General features: G+C 52.1%; 15 protein-coding genes and 1 tRNA gene. 15 read left to right on the top strand and 1 reads right to left on the bottom strand.

Going from position 1 to position 19,963, the window contains the following annotated elements:
• From LGT44_RS16190 to tuf, 14 genes are all read left to right on the top strand, one after another.
• Positions 1-730 (top strand): EF-Tu C-terminal domain-related protein (locus tag LGT44_RS16190; protein ID WP_268866499.1); only part of this gene is annotated, 730 nt, incomplete at its 5' end.
• A gap of 67 nt (positions 731-797) precedes the next feature.
• A tRNA-Trp gene (locus tag LGT44_RS16195) sits at positions 798-873 on the top strand.
• Positions 874-923: 50 nt separating this feature from the next.
• Positions 924-1,292, top strand: coding sequence for a preprotein translocase subunit SecE (secE, locus tag LGT44_RS16200; protein WP_145471113.1), 369 nt, complete (start codon positions 924-926; stop codon positions 1,290-1,292).
• A gap of 10 nt (positions 1,293-1,302) precedes the next feature.
• Entirely contained in the window at positions 1,303-1,839 is a 537-nt protein-coding gene (gene nusG / locus LGT44_RS16205; RefSeq protein WP_145471114.1) for a transcription termination/antitermination protein NusG, read from the top strand.
• 87 nt (positions 1,840-1,926) lie between these two features.
• Positions 1,927-2,361, top strand: a complete 435-nt coding sequence (rplK, locus tag LGT44_RS16210) for a 50S ribosomal protein L11 (RefSeq protein ID WP_145471115.1) — start codon at positions 1,927-1,929, stop codon at positions 2,359-2,361.
• Positions 2,361-3,056, top strand: coding sequence for a 50S ribosomal protein L1 (gene rplA / locus LGT44_RS16215; RefSeq protein ID WP_145471116.1), 696 nt, complete (start codon positions 2,361-2,363; stop codon positions 3,054-3,056). The genes rplK and rplA overlap by 1 nt, the downstream gene beginning before the upstream one ends.
• A gap of 214 nt (positions 3,057-3,270) precedes the next feature.
• Complete coding sequence (rplJ, locus tag LGT44_RS16220) at positions 3,271-3,762, top strand: 50S ribosomal protein L10 (RefSeq protein ID WP_145471117.1); 492 nt, start codon at positions 3,271-3,273, stop codon at positions 3,760-3,762.
• Between the two features lie 63 nt (positions 3,763-3,825).
• On the top strand, positions 3,826-4,200 hold the full coding sequence (gene rplL, locus LGT44_RS16225) for a 50S ribosomal protein L7/L12 (protein WP_145471118.1): 375 nt from the start codon (positions 3,826-3,828) through the stop codon (positions 4,198-4,200).
• A 195-nt stretch (positions 4,201-4,395) separates the two neighbouring features.
• A complete protein-coding gene (gene rpoB, locus LGT44_RS16230; protein ID WP_230332378.1) occupies positions 4,396-8,469 on the top strand; it encodes a DNA-directed RNA polymerase subunit beta in 4,074 nt (1,357 codons plus the stop codon).
• 61 nt (positions 8,470-8,530) lie between these two features.
• A complete protein-coding gene (gene rpoC, locus LGT44_RS16235; RefSeq protein ID WP_145471120.1) occupies positions 8,531-12,754 on the top strand; it encodes a DNA-directed RNA polymerase subunit beta' in 4,224 nt (1,407 codons plus the stop codon).
• A gap of 121 nt (positions 12,755-12,875) precedes the next feature.
• Positions 12,876-13,250, top strand: coding sequence for a 30S ribosomal protein S12 (gene rpsL, locus LGT44_RS16240; RefSeq protein WP_145471121.1), 375 nt, complete (start codon positions 12,876-12,878; stop codon positions 13,248-13,250).
• 86 nt (positions 13,251-13,336) lie between these two features.
• On the top strand, positions 13,337-13,807 hold the full coding sequence (rpsG, locus tag LGT44_RS16245; RefSeq protein ID WP_145471122.1) for a 30S ribosomal protein S7: 471 nt from the start codon (positions 13,337-13,339) through the stop codon (positions 13,805-13,807).
• A 19-nt stretch (positions 13,808-13,826) separates the two neighbouring features.
• Entirely contained in the window at positions 13,827-15,920 is a 2,094-nt protein-coding gene (fusA, locus tag LGT44_RS16250; RefSeq protein ID WP_145471123.1) for an elongation factor G, read from the top strand.
• A gap of 28 nt (positions 15,921-15,948) precedes the next feature.
• Positions 15,949-17,172: an elongation factor Tu gene (gene tuf, locus LGT44_RS16255; RefSeq protein WP_230332379.1), complete on the top strand. Its 1,224-nt coding sequence runs from the start codon at positions 15,949-15,951 to the stop codon at positions 17,170-17,172.
• 246 nt (positions 17,173-17,418) lie between these two features.
• On the opposite strand, the gene fusA (LGT44_RS16260) is transcribed toward tuf, so the two are convergent.
• Complete coding sequence (gene fusA, locus LGT44_RS16260; RefSeq protein WP_145471124.1) at positions 17,419-19,506, bottom strand: elongation factor G; 2,088 nt, start codon at positions 19,504-19,506, stop codon at positions 17,419-17,421.
• Between the two features lie 314 nt (positions 19,507-19,820).
• Between fusA (LGT44_RS16260) and LGT44_RS16265 the strand changes: the two genes are divergently transcribed.
• Positions 19,821-19,963 (top strand): GTP-binding protein (locus LGT44_RS16265; protein ID WP_230333662.1); only part of this gene is annotated, 143 nt, incomplete at its 3' end.

Genomic DNA, 19,963 nt, shown 5'->3' on the forward strand with positions numbered 1-19,963 from the left:
CGACCTGCTGTCTGAATACGACTTCCCAGGCGATGACACTCCAATCATCCCGGGTTCTGCTCTGATGGCCCTGAACGGCGAAGACGAGAACGAAATGGGTACTACCGCTGTTAAGAAGCTGGTAGAAACTCTGGATTCTTACATCCCAGAGCCAGAGCGTGCTATCGATGGCGCCTTCCTGATGCCAATCGAAGACGTATTCTCTATCCAGGGTCGTGGTACTGTTGTTACCGGCCGTGTTGAGCGTGGTATCGTTCGCACTGGTGAAGAACTGTCCATCATCGGTATCAAGGAGACCATCAAGACTACCTGTACCGGTGTTGAGATGTTCCGTAAGATCCTGGACGAAGGCCGTGCTGGTGAGAACGTAGGTGTTCTGCTGCGTGGTACCAAGCGTGACGAAGTTGAGCGTGGTCAGGTTCTGGCGAAGCCAGGTTCTATCACTCCTCACACCAAGTTCGAATCTGAAGTATACGTACTGGGTAAAGATGAAGGTGGTCGTCACACGCCATTCTTTAAAGGTTACCGTCCACAGTTCTACTTCCGTACCACTGACGTAACTGGTGCTTGTGAGCTGCCAGAAGGCGTTGAAATGGTAATGCCAGGTGACAACGTTAAGCTGACCATCACTCTGATCGCTCCAATCGCGATGGATGAAGGTCTGCGCTTTGCGATCCGTGAAGGCGGTCGTACTGTTGGTGCCGGCGTTGTAGCAAAAATTATTGAATAATCAACCGTTAAGGCTTGATTATTCAATCGGGGTGCTGTAACTTACGGCGCCCTAATTGAGTGTCTTTAGGCCAGTAGTTCAATTGGTAGAGCACCGGTCTCCAAAACCGGGTGTTGGGGGTTCGAGTCCCTCCTGGCCTGCCAAATTCTTGAATGGCAGCTTCGGCTGCCATTTTTGGCTTCAGGGAATTGTGATGAGTACCGATAGCAAAGCAAGTAAATCACCGTTGGATATATTGAAGTGGCTGCTGGCTGCAGCTTTTCTCGCTGCTGCCGTTGTGGGTAACTATGTCTACGCTGACATGCCCCTGCTGTACCGGGTTCTGGGTGTTATTGTTCTGATGGCGATCAGTGCTGGTTTTGCACTGACCAGTTCTCAGGGCAAAGCATTTATGCAATTGCTGAAAGAAGCCAATGTGGAGCGCCGCAAAGTTGTGTGGCCAACGCGTCAGGAAACGACGCAGACCACCATGATTGTTGTGGTAGTTGTGGTATTGATGGCGCTGGTTCTGTGGGGACTTGATTCTCTGTTGGGCTGGCTTGTTTCGTTGCTGGTAGGCTGAGGAGCTTTAAATGGCTATGCGCTGGTATGTAGTACACGCCTACTCAGGTTACGAAAAACGCGTACAGAATGCTCTGAAAGAGCGCGTCGAGCTGCATGGTATGCAGGATTTTTTCGGCGATATTCTGGTTCCTACTGAAGAAGTAGTTGAAGTTCGCGAAGGCAAGAAGCGTAAGAGCGAGCGTAAGTTCTATCCGGGTTACGTTCTTGTTCAGATGGAAATGAATGACGAGAGCTGGCACCTGGTTAAACAGACTCCTCGCGTCATGGGCTTTATTGGCGGAACTGCCGATAAGCCGGCTCCGATCACTGATCGTGAAGCGGATGCCATTCTGCAGCGTGTGCGTGATGGTGCAGATCGTCCTACCCATAAAACCATTTACGAACCAGGTGAAGTTGTGCGCGTGACCGATGGTCCGTTTGCCGACTTTAACGGTGTGGTTGAGGGTGTGGATTACGAGAAGTCCCGTCTGCAGGTTGCGGTAACGATTTTTGGACGTGCGACGCCGGTCGAGCTGGAATTTACTCAGGTCGAAAAAGCAGGCTGAGCATTTGATAAATGACCGGATTTCCGGTCGGGGAGCGCTGAACCCCATTGGTGTGTCAGTGCGTTAATACCCATTCGGAGAAAACACATGGCTAAGAAAGTCGAAGGCTACATCAAGCTGCAGGTTGCAGCTGGTAAAGCGAACCCAAGTCCACCAGTTGGTCCGGCTCTGGGTCAGAAAGGTCTGAACATCATGGAATTCTGTAAAGCGTTCAATGCTCAGACTCAGGGTATGGAAGCTGGCATGCCAGTTCCAGTGATCATCACTGCATACAGTGACCGTTCATTCACCTTCGAACTGAAAACTCCTCCTGCATCTTACCTGCTGAAAAAAGCAGCTGGCCTGACCAGTGGTTCTGCTCGTCCGAACACTGTGAAAGTCGGTACTGTTAACCGTGCTCAGCTGGAAGAAATTGCCAACGTTAAAATGAAAGACCTGACTGCAGCCGATATGGATGCAGCGGTACGTACCATCGCTGGTTCTGCCCGCGCTATGGGTCTGAACGTGGAAGGAGTTGAGTAATGGCTAAGCTGACTAAGCGCCAGAAGGCAATCGCAGAGAAAGTAGAAGCCGGCAAAGTATATTCTTTCGCTGATGCAGCTGCTCTGCTGGGTGAACTGTCCACCGTTAAGTTCAAAGAATCTGTAGACGTTGCCGTAAACCTGGGCATCGATGCACGTAAATCCGATCAGAACGTTCGTAGCTCTACCGTACTGCCAAACGGCACCGGTAAGACCATGCGCGTTGCTGTATTCACTCAGGGCGCAAACGCTGAAGCTGCTAAAGCTGCAGGCGCCGATGAAGTGGGTATGGACGATCTGGCTGAAAAAATCAAAGGCGGCGACCTGAACTTTGACGTTGTTATTGCTTCTCCGGATGCAATGCGCGTTGTAGGTATGCTGGGTCAGGTGCTGGGTCCACGTGGCCTGATGCCAAACCCGAAAGTAGGTACTGTAACTCCAGACGTTGCTACCGCCGTTAAAAATGCCAAAGCAGGTCAGGTGCGCTACCGCAATGACAAGAACGGTATTATCCACACCACCATCGGTAAAGTGGATTTCACCGCTCAGGCTCTGCAGGAAAACCTGACAGCCCTGCTGGCTGACCTGAAAAAAGCCAAACCTTCTTCTGCCAAAGGCGTTTACATGAAGAAAGTGACCATCAGCACTACGATGGGTCCTGGTTTGGTGGTTGATCACTCTTCTCTGGATTTTTAATCCGGGCTGACTGATTAGCCAAACGATCTTTGGGGTTGTCGCCGGATAAATTATCCAGGTGGCAGCTGTCAAAGACCGCAGGAGTGAGGATAAGCCTCTGGTTTGTCCTCACTTAATATTTCCTGCGTAGATGGTGTGTGGCCCCTTCAGAATTCTGAATTGTCACACCGAGACTGGCTCATCTGAGCTCAATTTAACTTTTTAGGAGTTAATCGTGGCCTTAGGACTCGAAGATAAGAAGGCGATTGTCGCCGAAGTCCAGGAAGCAGCTCAAGGTGCTCTGTCTGCTGTTGTTGCGGATTCCCGCGGCGTAACAGTAGGCGCCATGACCGCTCTGCGTAAAGAAGCACGTGAAGCTGGTGTTTGGATGAAAGTCGTCCGTAACACTCTGGCTCGCCGTGCTGTTGAAGGTACCCCATACGAGTGTCTGACTGACGTCCTCGTTGGCCCAAGCCTGATTGCTTTCTCTACCGAACACCCAGGTGCGGCTGCCCGTATCTTTAAAGAGTTCGCTAAGCAGAACAGCAAGTTTGAGCTGAAAGCCGGTGCTTTCGAAGGTTCCGTAGTTTCTATCGACATGCTGGCAACTCTGCCGACTTACGACGAAGCTATCGCGAAACTGATGAGCGTCATGAAAGAAGCGTCTGCAGGCAAACTGGTTCGTACCATTGCTGCTATCCGCGACCAGAAAGAACAAGCTGCCTGATTTCAGGTGGATCTTACAACGATTTAACGAGCACTTTGCTCCATTAAATTTAGGAATAGTCTCATGTCACTGACTAAAGAAGATATCATCAACGCTATCGCTGAAATGTCCGTAATGGACGTTGTAGAACTGGTTTCTGCGATGGAAGAAAAATTCGGCGTATCTGCTGCAGCTGCAGTAGTTGCTGGTCCAGCTGCTGGCGGCGACGCTGGTGCTGCTGAAGCACAATCAGAATTCGACGTAATCCTGAGCGGTGCTGGCGACAAGAAAGTTAACGTAATCAAAGCAGTACGTGAACTGACTGGTCTGGGCCTGAAAGAAGCTAAAGCAATGGTTGATGGTGCTCCAGCAACTGTTAAAGAAGGCGTTTCTAAAGAAGACGCTGAAGCTGCTAAAGCAACTCTTGAAGCGGCTGGTGCTCTGGTCGAGATCAAGTAATTTGCAATTCATTGCAAAGATGCTTTTGCCGCGCCAGATTCTGAGCGCGGCAACCGGCTGACGGGTTTTTCCCGTCGGCCTTTTTCACGTTATGGAATTCGTGAGCACGCTGGCATACTGCTGGGTTCAAACGCAAGGCAAGTCCTTGAGCCATGGGTGTAACGCCCAATCGAGGAAACAGTCCGGGGATAACTGATGGCTTACTCATATACTGAGAAAAAACGTATCCGTAAGGATTTCGGTAAATTACCGAGTGTCATGGATGTGCCATACCTGTTGGCCATTCAAATCGACTCCTATCGCAAATTCTTGCAAGAGGGGGCATTCGCTGAGGACCGTATCGATATTGGTCTTCATGCAGCATTTAAATCTGTCTTCCCAATTGTAAGTTATTCCGGGAATGCGGCTCTGGAGTACGTGAGCTACCGCCTCGGTACCCCTACCTTTGATGAAAAAGAGTGTATGTTGCGTGGTGTTACCTACGCTGCACCGCTGCGCGTCAAGGTTCGTCTGATTATTTACGATAAAGAATCTTCGACCAAAGCCATCAAAGACATTAAAGAACAAGAAGTCTACATGGGTGAAATGCCCCTGATGACTGACAACGGTACCTTTATCGTTAACGGTACCGAGCGCGTGATCGTGTCTCAGCTGCACCGTTCTCCTGGTGTGTTCTTCGATCACGACAAAGGTAAAACCCATTCTTCCGGTAAGCTGCTGTATAACGCCCGCGTTATTCCTTACCGTGGTTCATGGCTGGACTTCGAGTTCGATCCGAAAGACCTGGTCTTCGTTCGTATCGACCGCCGTCGTAAGCTGCCTGCATCTATTCTGCTGCGCGCTCTGGGCTTCTCTACTGAAGAAATCCTGGCGACCTTCTTTGAAAACGACAGCTACCGTCTGACCGACGACGGTGCCATGCTGAAGCTGATCCCGGCGCGTCTGCGTGGTGAAACTGCTGCGTTCGATATCAAAGACAATGACGGCAATGTGATCGTTGAAGGCACCCGTCGTATTACTGCCCGCCATATCCGTCAGCTGGAAAAAGCTAACGTTGAAGAGCTGGCAGTACCTGTGGATTACCTGCTGGGTAAATCCATGGCAAAAGACATCGTTGATCAGAAGAGCGGTGAAGTTCTGGCAGCAGCCAACAGTGAAGTGACTGTTGAATTGCTGGCCAAAATGGCTGCTTCCGGCATCAAAGAGTTTGAAACCATTTACACCAATGAACTGGACTGCGGTTCGTTCATGTCTGACACCCTGCGTGCCGATCCGACCAGCAACGCTCTGGAAGCGCTGGTTGAAATCTACCGCATGATGCGTCCTGGTGAGCCACCAACAAAAGAAAGTGCCGAAGCGCTGTTCGAAAACCTGTTCTTCAGTGACGAGCGCTACGATCTGTCTGCGGTTGGTCGCATGAAGTTCAACCGTCGTATCGGCCGTGAAGAAATCACCGGTGCCGGCACGCTGGATAAAGAAGACATCATCGCGGTTATGAAAACCCTGATCGATATCCGTAACGGTAAAGGCATCGTTGACGACATCGACCACCTGGGTAACCGTCGTATCCGTTCTGTGGGCGAAATGGCCGAAAACCAGTTCCGCGTAGGTCTGGTACGTGTTGAGCGTGCGGTACGTGAGCGTCTGTCTATGGCAGAATCTGAAGGCCTGATGCCTCAGGATCTGATCAACGCCAAGCCGGTTGCGGCAGCCGTTAAAGAATTCTTCGGCTCCTCTCAGCTGTCTCAGTTTATGGACCAGAACAACCCGCTGTCTGAGGTAACTCACAAGCGTCGTATTTCTGCTCTTGGACCTGGCGGTCTGACCCGTGAACGCGCAGGCTTCGAAGTGCGTGACGTACACGCGACTCACTACGGTCGCGTATGTCCTATTGAAACGCCTGAAGGTCCGAACATTGGTCTGATCAACTCTCTGGCATCTTATGCCCGCACCAACGAATACGGTTTCCTCGAAACTCCGTACCGTCGTGTTGTTGAAGGTGTTGTGACCGATGAGATCATCTACGTATCTGCTATTGAAGAAGCGGATTACGTTATTGCACAGGCTTCGGTTGAAACTGATGAAAACGGCAAGCTGCAGGGCGACCTGATTTCTGTTCGTCATCAGAACGAATTCACCGTGATGTCTCCGGACAACGTAACCCTGCAGGACGTATCTCCGCAGCAGGTTGTGTCCATCGCTGCATCCCTGATCCCGTTCCTCGAACACGATGACGCCAACCGCGCATTGATGGGATCGAACATGCAGCGTCAGGCCGTTCCGACCCTGAAATCAGAGAAGCCTCTGGTGGGTACCGGTATGGAACGTTCTGTAGCGGCTGACTCCGGTGTGTGTGTTGTGGCCAAACGTGGCGGTGTGATTGACTCCGTTGACGCCTCCCGTATCGTGGTAAAAGTGAACGATGACGAAACCGTTGCTGGTGAAGCCGGTGTCGACATCTACAATCTGACCAAATACACCCGTTCTAACCAGAACACCTGCATCAATCAGCGTCCGCTGGTGAAAGCCGGTGACAGCATTGAACGTGGCGACATCATGGCTGACGGTCCGTCCGTTGACCTGGGTGAGCTGGCTCTGGGCCAGAACTTCCGTATCGCCTTCATGCCGTGGAACGGTTACAACTACGAAGACTCCATCCTGCTGTCCGAGCGTGTGTCTCAGGAAGATCGCCTGACCACCATCCACATTCAGGAACTGACCTGTGTGGCGCGTGACACCAAACTGGGCGCAGAAGAAATCACGTCGGATATTCCGAACGTGGGTGAAGCTGCTCTGGGTAAACTGGACGAGTCCGGTATCGTTTATATCGGTGCTGAAGTTAAGCCTGGCGACATCCTGGTTGGTAAGGTAACTCCGAAAGGCGAAACCCAGCTGACTCCGGAAGAAAAACTGCTGCGTGCGATCTTCGGTGAAAAAGCCTCTGACGTAAAAGATACCTCTCTGCGCGTTAAGACCGGCACCACCGGTACCGTAATCGACGTACAGGTCTTCACCCGTGATGGCGTGGAAAAAGACCAGCGTGCGCTGGAAATCGAACAGATGCAGCTGGACGAAGTCCGCAAAGATCTGAACGAAGAAATGCGTATCGTTAAAGGTGCTACCTACGAGCGTCTGCAGCGTGCCCTGAACGGTGCTGTAGTGAATGCTGCTCCTGGCCTGAAGAAAGGCGACAGCCTGACTCAAGAGTACCTGCAGTCTCTGGAAGCCGATCAGTGGTTCAAGATCCTGCCACAGGACGAAGCACTGGCGGAAATGCTGGACGTTGCCGAGAAATCTCTGGCCGAGCGTCGCAAGCAGCTGGATGACAAGTTCGAAGACAAGAAGCGCAAGCTGCAGACCGGCGATGACCTGGCTCCTGGCGTACTGAAGATTGTTAAGGTTTACCTGGCAATCAAACGTAAGATCCAGCCTGGTGACAAGATGGCGGGTCGTCACGGTAACAAAGGTGTTATCTCTGCGATCAAGCCAATCGAAGATATGCCATACGATGAAAACGGCGTGGCCGTGGACATCTGTCTGAACCCGCTGGGTGTACCGTCGCGTATGAACGTGGGTCAGATCATGGAGATCCACCTGGGTCTGGCAGCCAAAGGTCTGGGCGAGAAAATCGACCGCATGATCAAAGAACAGCAGGAAATCGCCAAGCTGCGTGAACTGCTGAACGAGATCTACAACGGTGGTGATGGCCGCGTCGAAGACTTTGACAGCTTCAGCGATGCTGAAATTCTGGAACTGGGTAACAACCTGCGTGGCGGTGTGCCAATGGCAACACCAGCGTTTGACGGTGCGAAAGAAGCCGAAATCAAGCGTATGCTGCGTCTGGCCGATCTGCCGGATTCCGGTCAGATGACGCTGTACGATGGTCGCACTGGCGAAGCCTTCGACCGTCAGGTAACCGTAGGTTACATGTACATGCTGAAACTGAACCACCTGGTTGACGACAAGATGCACGCCCGTTCGACCGGTTCTTACAGTCTGGTTACCCAGCAGCCGCTTGGCGGTAAAGCACAGTTCGGTGGTCAGCGTTTCGGGGAGATGGAAGTGTGGGCACTGGAAGCATACGGTGCCGCTTACACTCTGCAGGAAATGCTTACTGTTAAATCCGATGACGTGGCCGGCCGTACCAAGATGTATAAAAACATCGTGGATGGCGACCACCGTATGGAAGCCGGTATGCCGGAATCCTTTAACGTACTGGTTAAAGAGATCCGCTCACTGGGCATCGACATCGAACTGGAAAACGAATAAGCGGATGAGCAGTGTTCAGGTGGCGGAAGCCGCCTGAGCCTGACTCCAAACGGAGCAAAATATGAAAGACTTAGTCAATTTTCTGCGTAATCAGAACAACGCTGACGAGTTTGACGCCATCCGCATCGGACTCGCCTCGCCAGAGATGATTCGTTCCTGGTCTTTCGGCGAAGTTAAAAAGCCGGAAACCATTAACTACCGTACGTTCAAGCCTGAGCGTGACGGTCTGTTCTGTGCGCGTATCTTTGGTCCTATCAAAGATTACGAATGTCTGTGTGGTAAGTACAAGCGTCTGAAGCACCGCGGCGTAATCTGTGAGAAGTGTGGCGTTGAAGTAACTCAGGCCAAAGTACGCCGTGAGCGTATGGGCCACATTGAGCTGGCTTCCCCGGTTGCTCACATCTGGTTCCTGAAGTCGCTGCCATCCCGTATCGGTCTGATGCTGGATATGACGCTGCGCGATATCGAACGTATTCTGTACTATGAATCATTCGTAGTAACCGAGCCTGGCATGACCACTCTCGACGTGGGTCAGCTGCTGAGCGACGAACAGTACTACGAAGCGATCGAAGAGTTTGGTGACGAGTTCGAAGCCAAAATGGGTGCGGAAGCTATTCAGGCACTGCTCGGCCAGATCGAACTGGGCGAAGAAGTTCAGCGTCTGCGTGAAGAAATTCCGACAACCAGCTCTGAAACCAAGATCAAGAAGCTGTCCAAGCGCCTGAAGCTGCTGGAAGCTTTCCACCACTCCGGTAACGATCCGAAGTGGATGATCATGTCTGTACTGCCAGTACTGCCACCGGATCTGCGTCCGCTGGTACCGCTGGATGGTGGCCGTTTTGCGACCTCCGATCTGAACGATCTGTACCGTCGTGTGATCAACCGTAACAACCGTCTGAAGCGCCTGCTGGAGCTGAATGCTCCGGACATCATCGTACGCAACGAAAAGCGTATGCTGCAGGAAGCTGTGGATGCGCTGCTGGATAACGGCCGTCGTGGCCGTGCCATCACCGGTTCCAACAAGCGTCCGCTGAAGTCTCTGGCTGACATGATCAAAGGTAAGCAGGGTCGTTTCCGTCAGAACCTGCTGGGTAAGCGCGTTGACTACTCTGGCCGTTCGGTAATTACCGTTGGTCCACAGCTGCGCCTGCATCAGTGTGGTCTGCCAAAGAAAATGGCTCTGGAACTGTTCAAGCCGTTCATCTTCAGCAAACTGGAACACCGTGGTCTGGCGACAACCATTAAAGCTGCGAAGAAAATGGTTGAGCGCGAAACCGCAGAAGTCTGGGATATCCTGGCTGACGTTATCCGGGAACACCCGGTCATGCTGAACCGTGCACCAACACTGCACCGTTTGGGTATTCAGGCGTTCGAACCTCAGCTGATCGAAGGTAAAGCGATCCAGCTGCACCCACTGGTGTGTGCGGCTTATAACGCTGACTTCGACGGTGACCAGATGGCGGTACACGTACCGCTTACTATCGAAGCGCAGCTGGAAGCCCGCGCGCTGATGATGGCAACCAACAACGTACTGTCTCCTGCTAACGGTGAGCCAATCATCGTTCCTTCTCAGGACGTGGTACTGGGTCTGTACTGGATGACCCGTGAACGTATTAACGCTAAAGGCGAAGGTATGTTCCTGGCTGACCTGGACGAAGTGACCCGCGCTTATCAGACCGGTTCTGCGCACCTGCAGGCCAAGGTTAAAGTGCGTATCACCGAAACTCTGGTTGACGAGCAGGGCAACGAGCAGTCTGAAACCAAAGTGGTTGATACCACTATCGGTCGTGCACTGCTGTTCCGCATCGTACCAAAAGGTCTGCCGTTTGAACTGATCAACCGCCCGATGAAGAAGAAAGCGATCTCCAACATGATCAACACCGCGTACCGCCGTGTGGGTCTGAAGGACACCGTCGTTTTCGCTGACCAGGTTATGTATACCGGCTTCCAGTATGCAACCCGTTCCGGTTCTTCTATCGGTGTGAACGATTTCGTTATTCCGGATGAGAAAGCAGAAATCGTTGCTAACGCTGACGCTGAAGTAAAAGAGATCGAAAGCCAGTTTGCTTCCGGTCTGGTTACCCACGGCGAAAAATACAACAAGGTTATCGACATCTGGTCGCGCGCTAACGAACTGGTAGCGAAGGCGATGATGGATAACCTGGGTAAAGAGAAAGTGATCGACCGCGACGGTAACGAAGTGGATCAGGAATCTTTCAACTCCGTCTACATGATGGCTGACTCCGGTGCTCGTGGTAGCCCGGCTCAGATCCGTCAGCTGGCCGGTATGCGTGGTCTGATGGCGAAGCCGGACGGCTCCATCATCGAAACGCCGATTGTGGCGAACTTCCGTGAAGGTCTGAACGTACTGCAGTACTTCACCTCGACTCACGGTGCGCGTAAAGGTCTGGCGGATACCGCTCTGAAAACTGCGAACTCCGGTTACCTGACCCGTCGTCTGGTTGACGTAGCGCAGGATCTGGTGGTTACCGAGCAGGATTGTGGTACCGAACAGGGTCTGATCATGACTCCGCTGATCGAAGGCGGTGACGTGGTTGTGGCACTGGGTGATCGTATCCTGGGTCGTGTAATTGCGACTGACGTATACAAGCCGGGTGCTGAAGGCGACATCGTTGTGCCAGCCGGTACTCTGATCGACGAAGCCTGGGTACAGACCATTGAATCTGAAGGTATCGACGAAGTGCGTGTGCGCTCCGCCATTACCTGTCAGAGCCGTGTCGGTATCTGTTCTTCCTGTTACGGTCGTGACCTGGGTCGCGGACATCAGGTGAACGTAGGTGAAGCGGTTGGTGTTATTGCTGCTCAGTCGATCGGTGAGCCAGGTACACAGCTGACCATGCGTACGTTCCACATTGGTGGTGCGGCATCGCGTTCTTCTGCAGCTGACAGTGTTCAGGTGAAAAACAGCGGTACCATCCGTCTGCATAACCTGAAGACCGTTGTTAAAGAAAACGGCGATCTGGTTGCTGTATCCCGTTCCGGTTCCATTGCTGTTGCCGATGAGCACGGTCGTGAGCGCGAACTGTACAAGCTGCCATACGGTGCTGTGATCAGCGTCCAGGATGGCCAGAAAGTTGAAGCCGGTCAGAAAGTGGCCAGCTGGGATCCGCACACCCACCCGATTGTGACCGAAGTAAAAGGTCGTATCGAATTCGTGGGTATGGAAGAAGGTATCACCATCAACCGTCAGACCGACGAGTTGACCGGTCTGTCCAATATCGAAGTCATCGATCCTAAAGATCGTCCGGCGGCTGGTAAGGACATCCGCCCGATGGTGAAACTGGTGGATGCGTCCGGTAAAGACGTGATCCTGCCGGGTACCAATACTCCGGCGCAGTACATGCTGCCAGCCAACGCTCTGGTGAACCATGAAAATGGTACCGAAGTGGCCGTGGGTGACGTCATCGCACGTATTCCTCAGGAATCGTCCGGTAACAAGGACATCACCGGTGGTCTGCCACGCGTAGCGGATCTGTTCGAAGCCCGTAAGCCGAAAGAACCTGCCATTCTGGCGGAGATCACCGGTACTGTGAGCTTCGGTAAAGAGACTAAAGGTAAGAAGCGTCTGGTGATCACTCCGAACAATGGCGGCGAGCCATATGAAGAGCTGATCCACAAGTGGCGTCACATGAACGTGTTCGAAGGTGAACAGGTTGAGAAGGGTGAGGTTATCTCTGACGGCCCGATGAACCCGCACGATATTCTGCGTCTGAAGAGCGTGGGCGATCTGGCGATGTACATCACCAACGAAGTTCAGGAAGTTTACCGCCTCCAGGGTGTAGGCATCGATGATAAGCACATCGAAGTAATTGTGCGTCAGATGCTGCGTAAGGTACTGATCACCGAAAACGGTGACAGCTCCTTTATCCCGGGTGATCAGGTTGAATACTCTGCGTTCCTCGAAGAAAACGAGAAACTGGAAGCAGCTGGTAAGATCACTGCGAAAGGCGAACGTGTGCTGCTGGGTATCACCAAGGCCTCGCTGGCGACCGAATCCTTCATCTCCGCGGCCTCCTTCCAGGAGACTACCCGCGTACTGACTGAAGGTGCGGTAACCGGTAAGGTTGACCACCTGCGCGGCCTGAAAGAAAACGTGGTTGTGGGTCGACTGATCCCTGCGGGTACTGGTCTTGCTTATCACGCTGAGCGTAAGCGCAAGCGTCAGACCCGTGAGAACGATCGCCTCAAGACTACGCCGGCTGGTATGAATGTATCGGCCGACGAAATGGAAGCTAAGTTCAGCGAAGCTTTCAGCGATAAGTAAGTCGTTGGTTGTAAAACAATCAATGGCTTGACGACTGGGGCTGGGAGGATTATCCTTCCGGCCCCTTTTATTGCGTCAGAATTTTCTGGCGTTTTTGTTAGTGATAATTGGAGTTTGCTAAATGGCTACAATCAACCAGTTGGTTCGTCAGCCTCGTAAACGCAAAGTGGCTAAGAGTGACGTACCTGCACTGCAGGCGTGTCCTCAGCGTCGTGGCGTATGTACCCGTGTATATACTACCACTCCGAAAAAGCCTAACTCGGCACTGCGTAAAGTATGTCGTGTGCGTTTGACGAATGGTTTCGAAGTGTCTTCCTACATCGGTGGTGAAGGTCACAACCTGCAGGAACACAGTGTTGTTCTGATCCGTGGCGGTCGTGTAAAAGACTTGCCAGGTGTTCGTTACCACACTGTTCGCGGCTCTCTGGATACTTCCGGTGTTGCGAATCGTAAACAAGCCCGTTCTAAGTACGGTGCAAAACGTCCTAAGAAATAATTTCTTAAGACTTGGATAAGAGTAAGGCTGAGTTGATCGTTGAATCAGGATGCTCAGACTGACCTGAAGACCTAAGAGGGCTTATCATGCCAAGAAGACGCGTCGCTGCGAAGCGCGAGATCCTGCCAGATCCGAAGTTCGGAAACGTTACACTGGCAAAATTTATGAACCACGTAATGATCAGTGGTAAAAAATCCATCGCCGAGAAAATCGTTTATGGCGCACTGGATACCATGGCTCAGAAACAAGGTGGCGATCCGCTGGAAATGTTTGAAAAAGCATTAGAATCCATCCAGCCACTGGTTGAAGTTAAAAGCCGCCGTGTTGGTGGTGCAACCTATCAGGTACCTGTGGAAGTTCGTCCTTCACGTCGTCAGGCGCTGGCAATGCGCTGGCTGGTAGATGCAGCACGTAAGCGTGGTGAGAAGTCCATGGCTCAGCGCCTGGCTAATGAAATGATGGAAGCCTGTGAAGGTAAAGGTTCAGCCGTTAAGAAGCGTGAAGATGTTCACCGCATGGCTGAAGCGAACAAGGCTTTCTCTCACTACCGCTTTTAATTGATTCGAGGACTGCACAGTGGCACGCACAACTCCCATTGAGCGTTACCGCAACATTGGTATTTGTGCTCACGTGGATGCGGGTAAAACCACAACCACGGAGCGAGTACTGTTTTACACCGGTGTTTCTCACAAAATTGGTGAGGTGCATGATGGCGCAGCCACAATGGACTGGATGGAGCAGGAGCAGGAGCGTGGTATCACCATTACTTCTGCTGCTACCACCTGTTTCTGGTCGGGCATGGCGCAACAGTTCGAGCAACACCGTATCAACATCATTGATACTCCGGGACACGTTGACTTCACTATTGAAGTAGAACGTTCCCTGCGGGTTCTGGATGGTGCGGTGGTGGTGCTGTGTGGATCCTCGGGCGTACAGCCTCAGACTGAGACTGTGTGGCGTCAGGCCAACAAGTACGAAGTACCGCGTATGGTCTTCGTGAACAAGATGGACCGCGCCGGTGCAGACTTCTTTATGGTTGTTAAGCAACTTAAAGATCGTCTCAACGCCAATGCTGTACCTATTCAGATCAACATCGGTACGGAAGACAATTTCCGTGGCGTTGTTGACCTGATCAAAATGAAAGCCATCAGCTGGAGTGAAGCTGATCAGGGCATGACCTTCAGTTATGAAGAGATCCCTGCAGAGCTGGCCGATGTCGCCGCCGAATGGCGCGAGAAGCTGATTGAAGCCGCAGCCGAAGCCAATGATGAGCTGATGAACAAATACCTCGAAGGCGAAGAGCTTTCCGAGGACGAAATTAAAGCTGCGCTGCGTCAACAGACGCTGGCCGGCGAGATCGTATTGGTCACCTGTGGTTCCGCCTTTAAAAATAAAGGTGTGCAGGCGGTGCTGGACGCTGTTGTTGAGTTCATGCCATCCCCGACCGAAGTTAAAGCGATCGAAGGTATTCTCGATGATGCGGCCGAAACCGTTGCGGTTCGTGAAGCATCTGATGAAGAGCCGTTCTCTGCGCTGGCATTTAAAATTGCCACCGATCCCTTTGTTGGTACCCTGACATTTATCCGTGTTTATTCCGGGGTACTGAATTCCGGTGATGCTGTTTATAACCCGGTAAAAGGTAAGCGCGAGCGTGTTGGCCGTATGGTGCAGATGCACGCCAATGCCCGAGAAGAAATTAAAGAAGTCCGTGCCGGCGATATTGCCGCACTGATTGGCCTGAAAGATGTCACTACCGGGGATACCCTGTGTGACCAGGACAAGCGCATCACCCTCGAACGCATGGAATTCCCGGATCCGGTAATTTCGGTTGCGGTTGAGCCTAAGTCGAAAGCGGACCAGGAAAAGATGGGCGTTGCACTGGGCAAGCTTGCTCAGGAAGACCCGTCCTTCCGTGTCGAAACCGACGAAGAAACCGGCCAGACCATTATCTCCGGTATGGGTGAGTTACACCTGGACATCATCGTCGACCGTATGCGTCGTGAGTTCAAAGTGGAAGCGAACGTTGGTAAGCCTCAGGTTGCTTACCGTGAAAAGATCACTGCCACGGTAGAGATCAACAACAAGTTCGCCAAGCAGTCCGGTGGGCGTGGCCAGTATGGTCATGTTGTTATCAGATTCGAGCCATCCGATCAGGAAGGGCTGGAGTTTGTTAACGAAATCGTTGGTGGTGCTATTCCGCGTGAATACATCCCGGCGGTTGAAAAAGGTATTGCTGAGCAGATGAAGAACGGTGTTCTGGCGGGTTACCCATTACTGGGCCTGAAAGCAACGCTGATCGACGGCTCATACCATGACGTTGACTCGAATGAGATGGCATTTAAAATTGCTGCCTCACAAGCCACAAAGCAACTTTCAGAGAAGGGCAAAGCCGTGCTGCTTGAGCCAATGATGAAAGTTGAAGTTGTAACCCCTGAAGATTACATGGGTGATGTGGTGGGCGACCTGAATCGTCGTCGTGGCTTGATTTCTGGAATGGACGATACCCCTTCAGGCAAGGTGGTTGATGCCAGCGTACCACTGGCAGAGATGTTCGGTTATGCGACCGATCTGCGCTCCGCCTCTCAGGGCCGTGCGACCTATTCCATGGAATTTGAAAAATATTCGGAAGCACCATCCAGTGTGGCCGAAGCAATTATTACAAGAGCTTAATCATTTACGATATTGAACGAGGTGTTCTATGGCTAAGGAAACGTTTGAACGTTCCAAACCCCACGTAAACGTGGGTACTATCGGTCACGTTGACCACGGTAAAACCACTCTGACTGCGGCTCTGACCCGCGTATGTTCCGAAGTATGGGGCGGTGCAGCGGTAGCGTTCGACGGTATCGACAATGCTCCTGAAGAGCGTGAGCGTGGTATCACCATTTCTACCTCCCACGTAGAATACGAATCTCCGAACCGTCACTACGCACACGTAGACTGCCCGGGCCACGCTGACTATGTTAAAAACATGATCACCGGTGCTGCGCAGATGGACGGCGCGATTCTGGTATGTGGTTCTACTGACGGCCCAATGCCTCAGACCCGTGAACACATCCTGCTGTCCCGTCAGGTTGGTGTACCTTACATCGTTGTATTCCTGAACAAAGCTGACCTGCTGGCTGAAGATTGCGGCGGTGCCGATTCTGAAGAATACGCAGAGATGCTGGAACTGGTTGAAATGGAACTGCGTGACCTGCTGTCTGAATACGACTTCCCAGGCGACGACACTCCAATCATCCCAGGTTCTGCCCTGATGGCCCTGAACGGCGAAGACGAGAACGAAATGGGTACTACCGCTGTTAAGAAGCTGGTAGAAACTCTGGATTCTTACATTCCTGAGCCAGAGCGTGCTATCGACGGCGCCTTCCTGATGCCAATCGAAGACGTATTCTCTATCCAGGGTCGTGGTACTGTTGTTACCGGCCGTGTTGAGCGTGGTATCGTTCGCACTGGTGAAGAACTGTCCATCATCGGTATCAAGGAGACCATCAAGACTACCTGTACCGGTGTTGAGATGTTCCGTAAGATCCTGGACGAAGGCCGTGCTGGTGAGAACGTAGGTGTTCTGCTGCGTGGTACCAAGCGTGACGAAGTTGAGCGTGGTCAGGTTCTGGCGAAGCCAGGTTCTATCACTCCTCACACCAAGTTCGAATCTGAAGTATACGTACTGGGTAAAGATGAAGGTGGTCGTCACACTCCATTCTTCAAAGGTTACCGTCCACAGTTCTACTTCCGTACCACTGACGTAACTGGTGCTTGTGAGCTGCCAGAAGGCGTTGAGATGGTAATGCCAGGTGACAACGTTAAGCTGACCATCACTCTGATCGCTCCGATCGCGATGGATGAAGGTCTGCGTTTTGCGATCCGTGAAGGCGGTCGTACTGTTGGTGCCGGCGTTGTAGCTAAGATCATCGAATAATTCGATATCCTGCTATAAAAAAAACCGGGCTCTGCCCGGTTTTTTTATGCCTGCCTCTGGATTCTGAGCCGATTATCTGTGACCGCCTGAGTCTGTAGGCTGGCTGGCATAGTAGGTCTGAAGTCCGCATTATGCGGGCTTTTTTTATGCCTGTGATTTGTCGCTTCGTCGTTTTTTTGCTTCGCTGCGCAGGCAATAAAAAACCCGCGCGGCTTACGCCGGGCGGGTTCTTTAATCAGCGGCTAATTACTTAGCTGCTTCTTTACGTGCTTTGGCTTCTGCGATCACTTTCTCTGCTACGTTAGCCGGGCATGGCATGTAGTGAGAGAATTCCATGGAGAACTGGCCACGGCCAGAAGTCATGGTACGCAGGTGACCGATGTAACCGAACATTTCGGACAGCGGTACGTCTGCCTTGATGCGAACGCCAGTCACGCCAGCTTCCTGATCCTTGATCATGCCGCGACGACGGTTCAGGTCACCGATAACATCACCAACGTGATCTTCCGGAGTGAACACGTCCACTTTCATGATTGGTTCCAGCAGCTGAGCGCCAGCTTTTGGCATGGACTGACGGAAAGCGCCTTTCGCAGCGATTTCGAACGCGATCGCCGAGGAGTCAACCGCGTGGTAAGAACCGTCGAACAGTTCAACTTCAACGTCCAGAACCTGGAAGCCGGCCAGAGGACCTTCAGCCATCATCAGACGGAAGCCTTTCTCAACCGCAGGCCAGAATTCTTTAGGTACGTTACCGCCCACAACAGAAGAGGTGAACTTGAAGCCGGTACCTGGCTCAGCAGGACGGATACGGTAATCGATCTTACCGTACTGGCCAGAACCACCAGACTGCTTCTTGTGGGTGTAGCTGTCTTCGATTGGCTTGGTGATGGTTTCGCGGTAAGCAACCTGTGGCTGACCAACGATCAGTTCAACACCGTAAGTACGCTTCAGAATGTCGACTTTAATATCCAGGTGCAGTTCGCCCATACCTTTCAGAATTGTTTCGCCTGAGTCTTCGTCAGTCTCAACCTGGAAGGTCGGATCTTCAGCAACCATTTTACCGATCGCAATACCCATCTTATCAACAGCGCCTTTATCTTTAGGCTGTACTGCGATAGAGATTACCGGCTCAGGGAACACCATGGCTTCCAGGGTACATTCGTGCTTAGGATCACACAGGGTATGACCAGTCTGAACGTTCTTCATACCAACAACGGCAAGGATGTCACCAGCCTGAGCGTAATCGATTTCGTTACGTTCGTTAGCCTGCATCTCAACCATACGGCCGATACGCTCGGTTTTACCGGTGAAGCTGTTCAGTACGGTATCGCCTTTGCGCATTACACCAGAGTAAATACGGATAAAGGTCAGGGCGCCGAAACGGTCGTCCATGATCTTGAACGCCAGGGCGCGCAGTGGCTCATCAGCAGAAACGATAGCTTTCTGGCCAGTCGGGTTACCTTCTTCGTCGGTCAGATCCTGAGGCTCAACTTCAGTAGGAGCCGGCAGGTAATCTACAACCGCGTCCAGCAGCAGCTGCATGCCTTTGTTCTTAAAGGCAGAACCACAGTAGGTCGGGAAGAATTTCAGGTCGCGGGTACCGATACGGATGCAGCGCTTGATGTCTTCAATAGATGGCTCTTCGCCTTCCATGTAAGCCATCATCAGGTCGTCGTCCATTTCAACAGCAGATTCAATCAGCTGTTCACGGTACATTTCAACGTCGTCAACCATGTCGGCTGGCACGTCCTGTACGGTGTAGTTTTCTGGCTGGCCAGAATCGTCCCATACAAACGCCTTGCGGCTCAGCAGGTCAACAACACCAACGAACTCATCTTCGCGGCCGATAGGCAGAACCATGATCAGCGGGTTTGCGCCCAGTACGTTACGTACCTGGTCAACAACGCGCATGAAATCTGCACCCAGACGGTCCAGCTTGTTAACGAAGATCAGACGGGATACTTCTGAGTCGTTCGCATAGCGCCAGTTGGTTTCAGATTGTGGCTCAACACCACCTGAACCACAGAATACGCCGATACCGCCGTCCAGTACTTTCAGGGAACGATATACTTCAACGGTGAAGTCAACGTGTCCAGGGGTGTCAATAACGTTGAAACGGTGGCCGTTCCAGAAACAGCTTACCGCCGCAGACTGAATGGTAATACCGCGTTCAGCTTCCTGTTCCATGAAGTCGGTGGTGGATTCGCCATCGTGTACTTCGCCCAGACGGTGGATTTTACCGGTCAGCTTCAGGATACGTTCGGTGGTGGTCGTTTTGCCCGCATCAACGTGGGCGAAAATACCAATGTTTCTGTATAAGGAAAGATCTGTCATAACATTACTCGGTTAGCAGAGACAAAATTCGCGCGCTACTTTACCTGTTTTCTCCTCCTTTTTCTCGTCGTTTTTGATCTGCAGAGGCAGGTTTTACCAAGAAATTTGCGCTGCAGACTGAAAAATAAGCAATTTCAGCCGCTCAGTTATCCGTGTTGCGCCGCTGCCGGGTTCATCGGCTGACGTATCTGCTGTGAAATAACAGGCCGGGAGTTGACAGTTTTGCCTTCCGGGGTATGATTGCGGCCCTTATGGGCGTGCCAGGATTACGGATCCTGCCCGCCGGATCATCAGACTTTTATGAGGACTTGGCTGTGGCAAAGGAAACGTTTGAACGTTCAAAACCCCACGTAAACGTTGGTACTATCGGTCACGTTGACCACGGTAAAACCACTCTGACTGCGGCTCTGACCCGCGTATGTTCCGAAGTATGGGGCGGTGCAGCGGTAGCGTTCGA

The sequence above is a fragment of the Thalassolituus alkanivorans genome (genome assembly GCF_020447205.1).
Classification (GTDB): domain Bacteria; phylum Pseudomonadota; class Gammaproteobacteria; order Pseudomonadales; family Oceanobacteraceae; genus Venatoribacter; species Venatoribacter alkanivorans.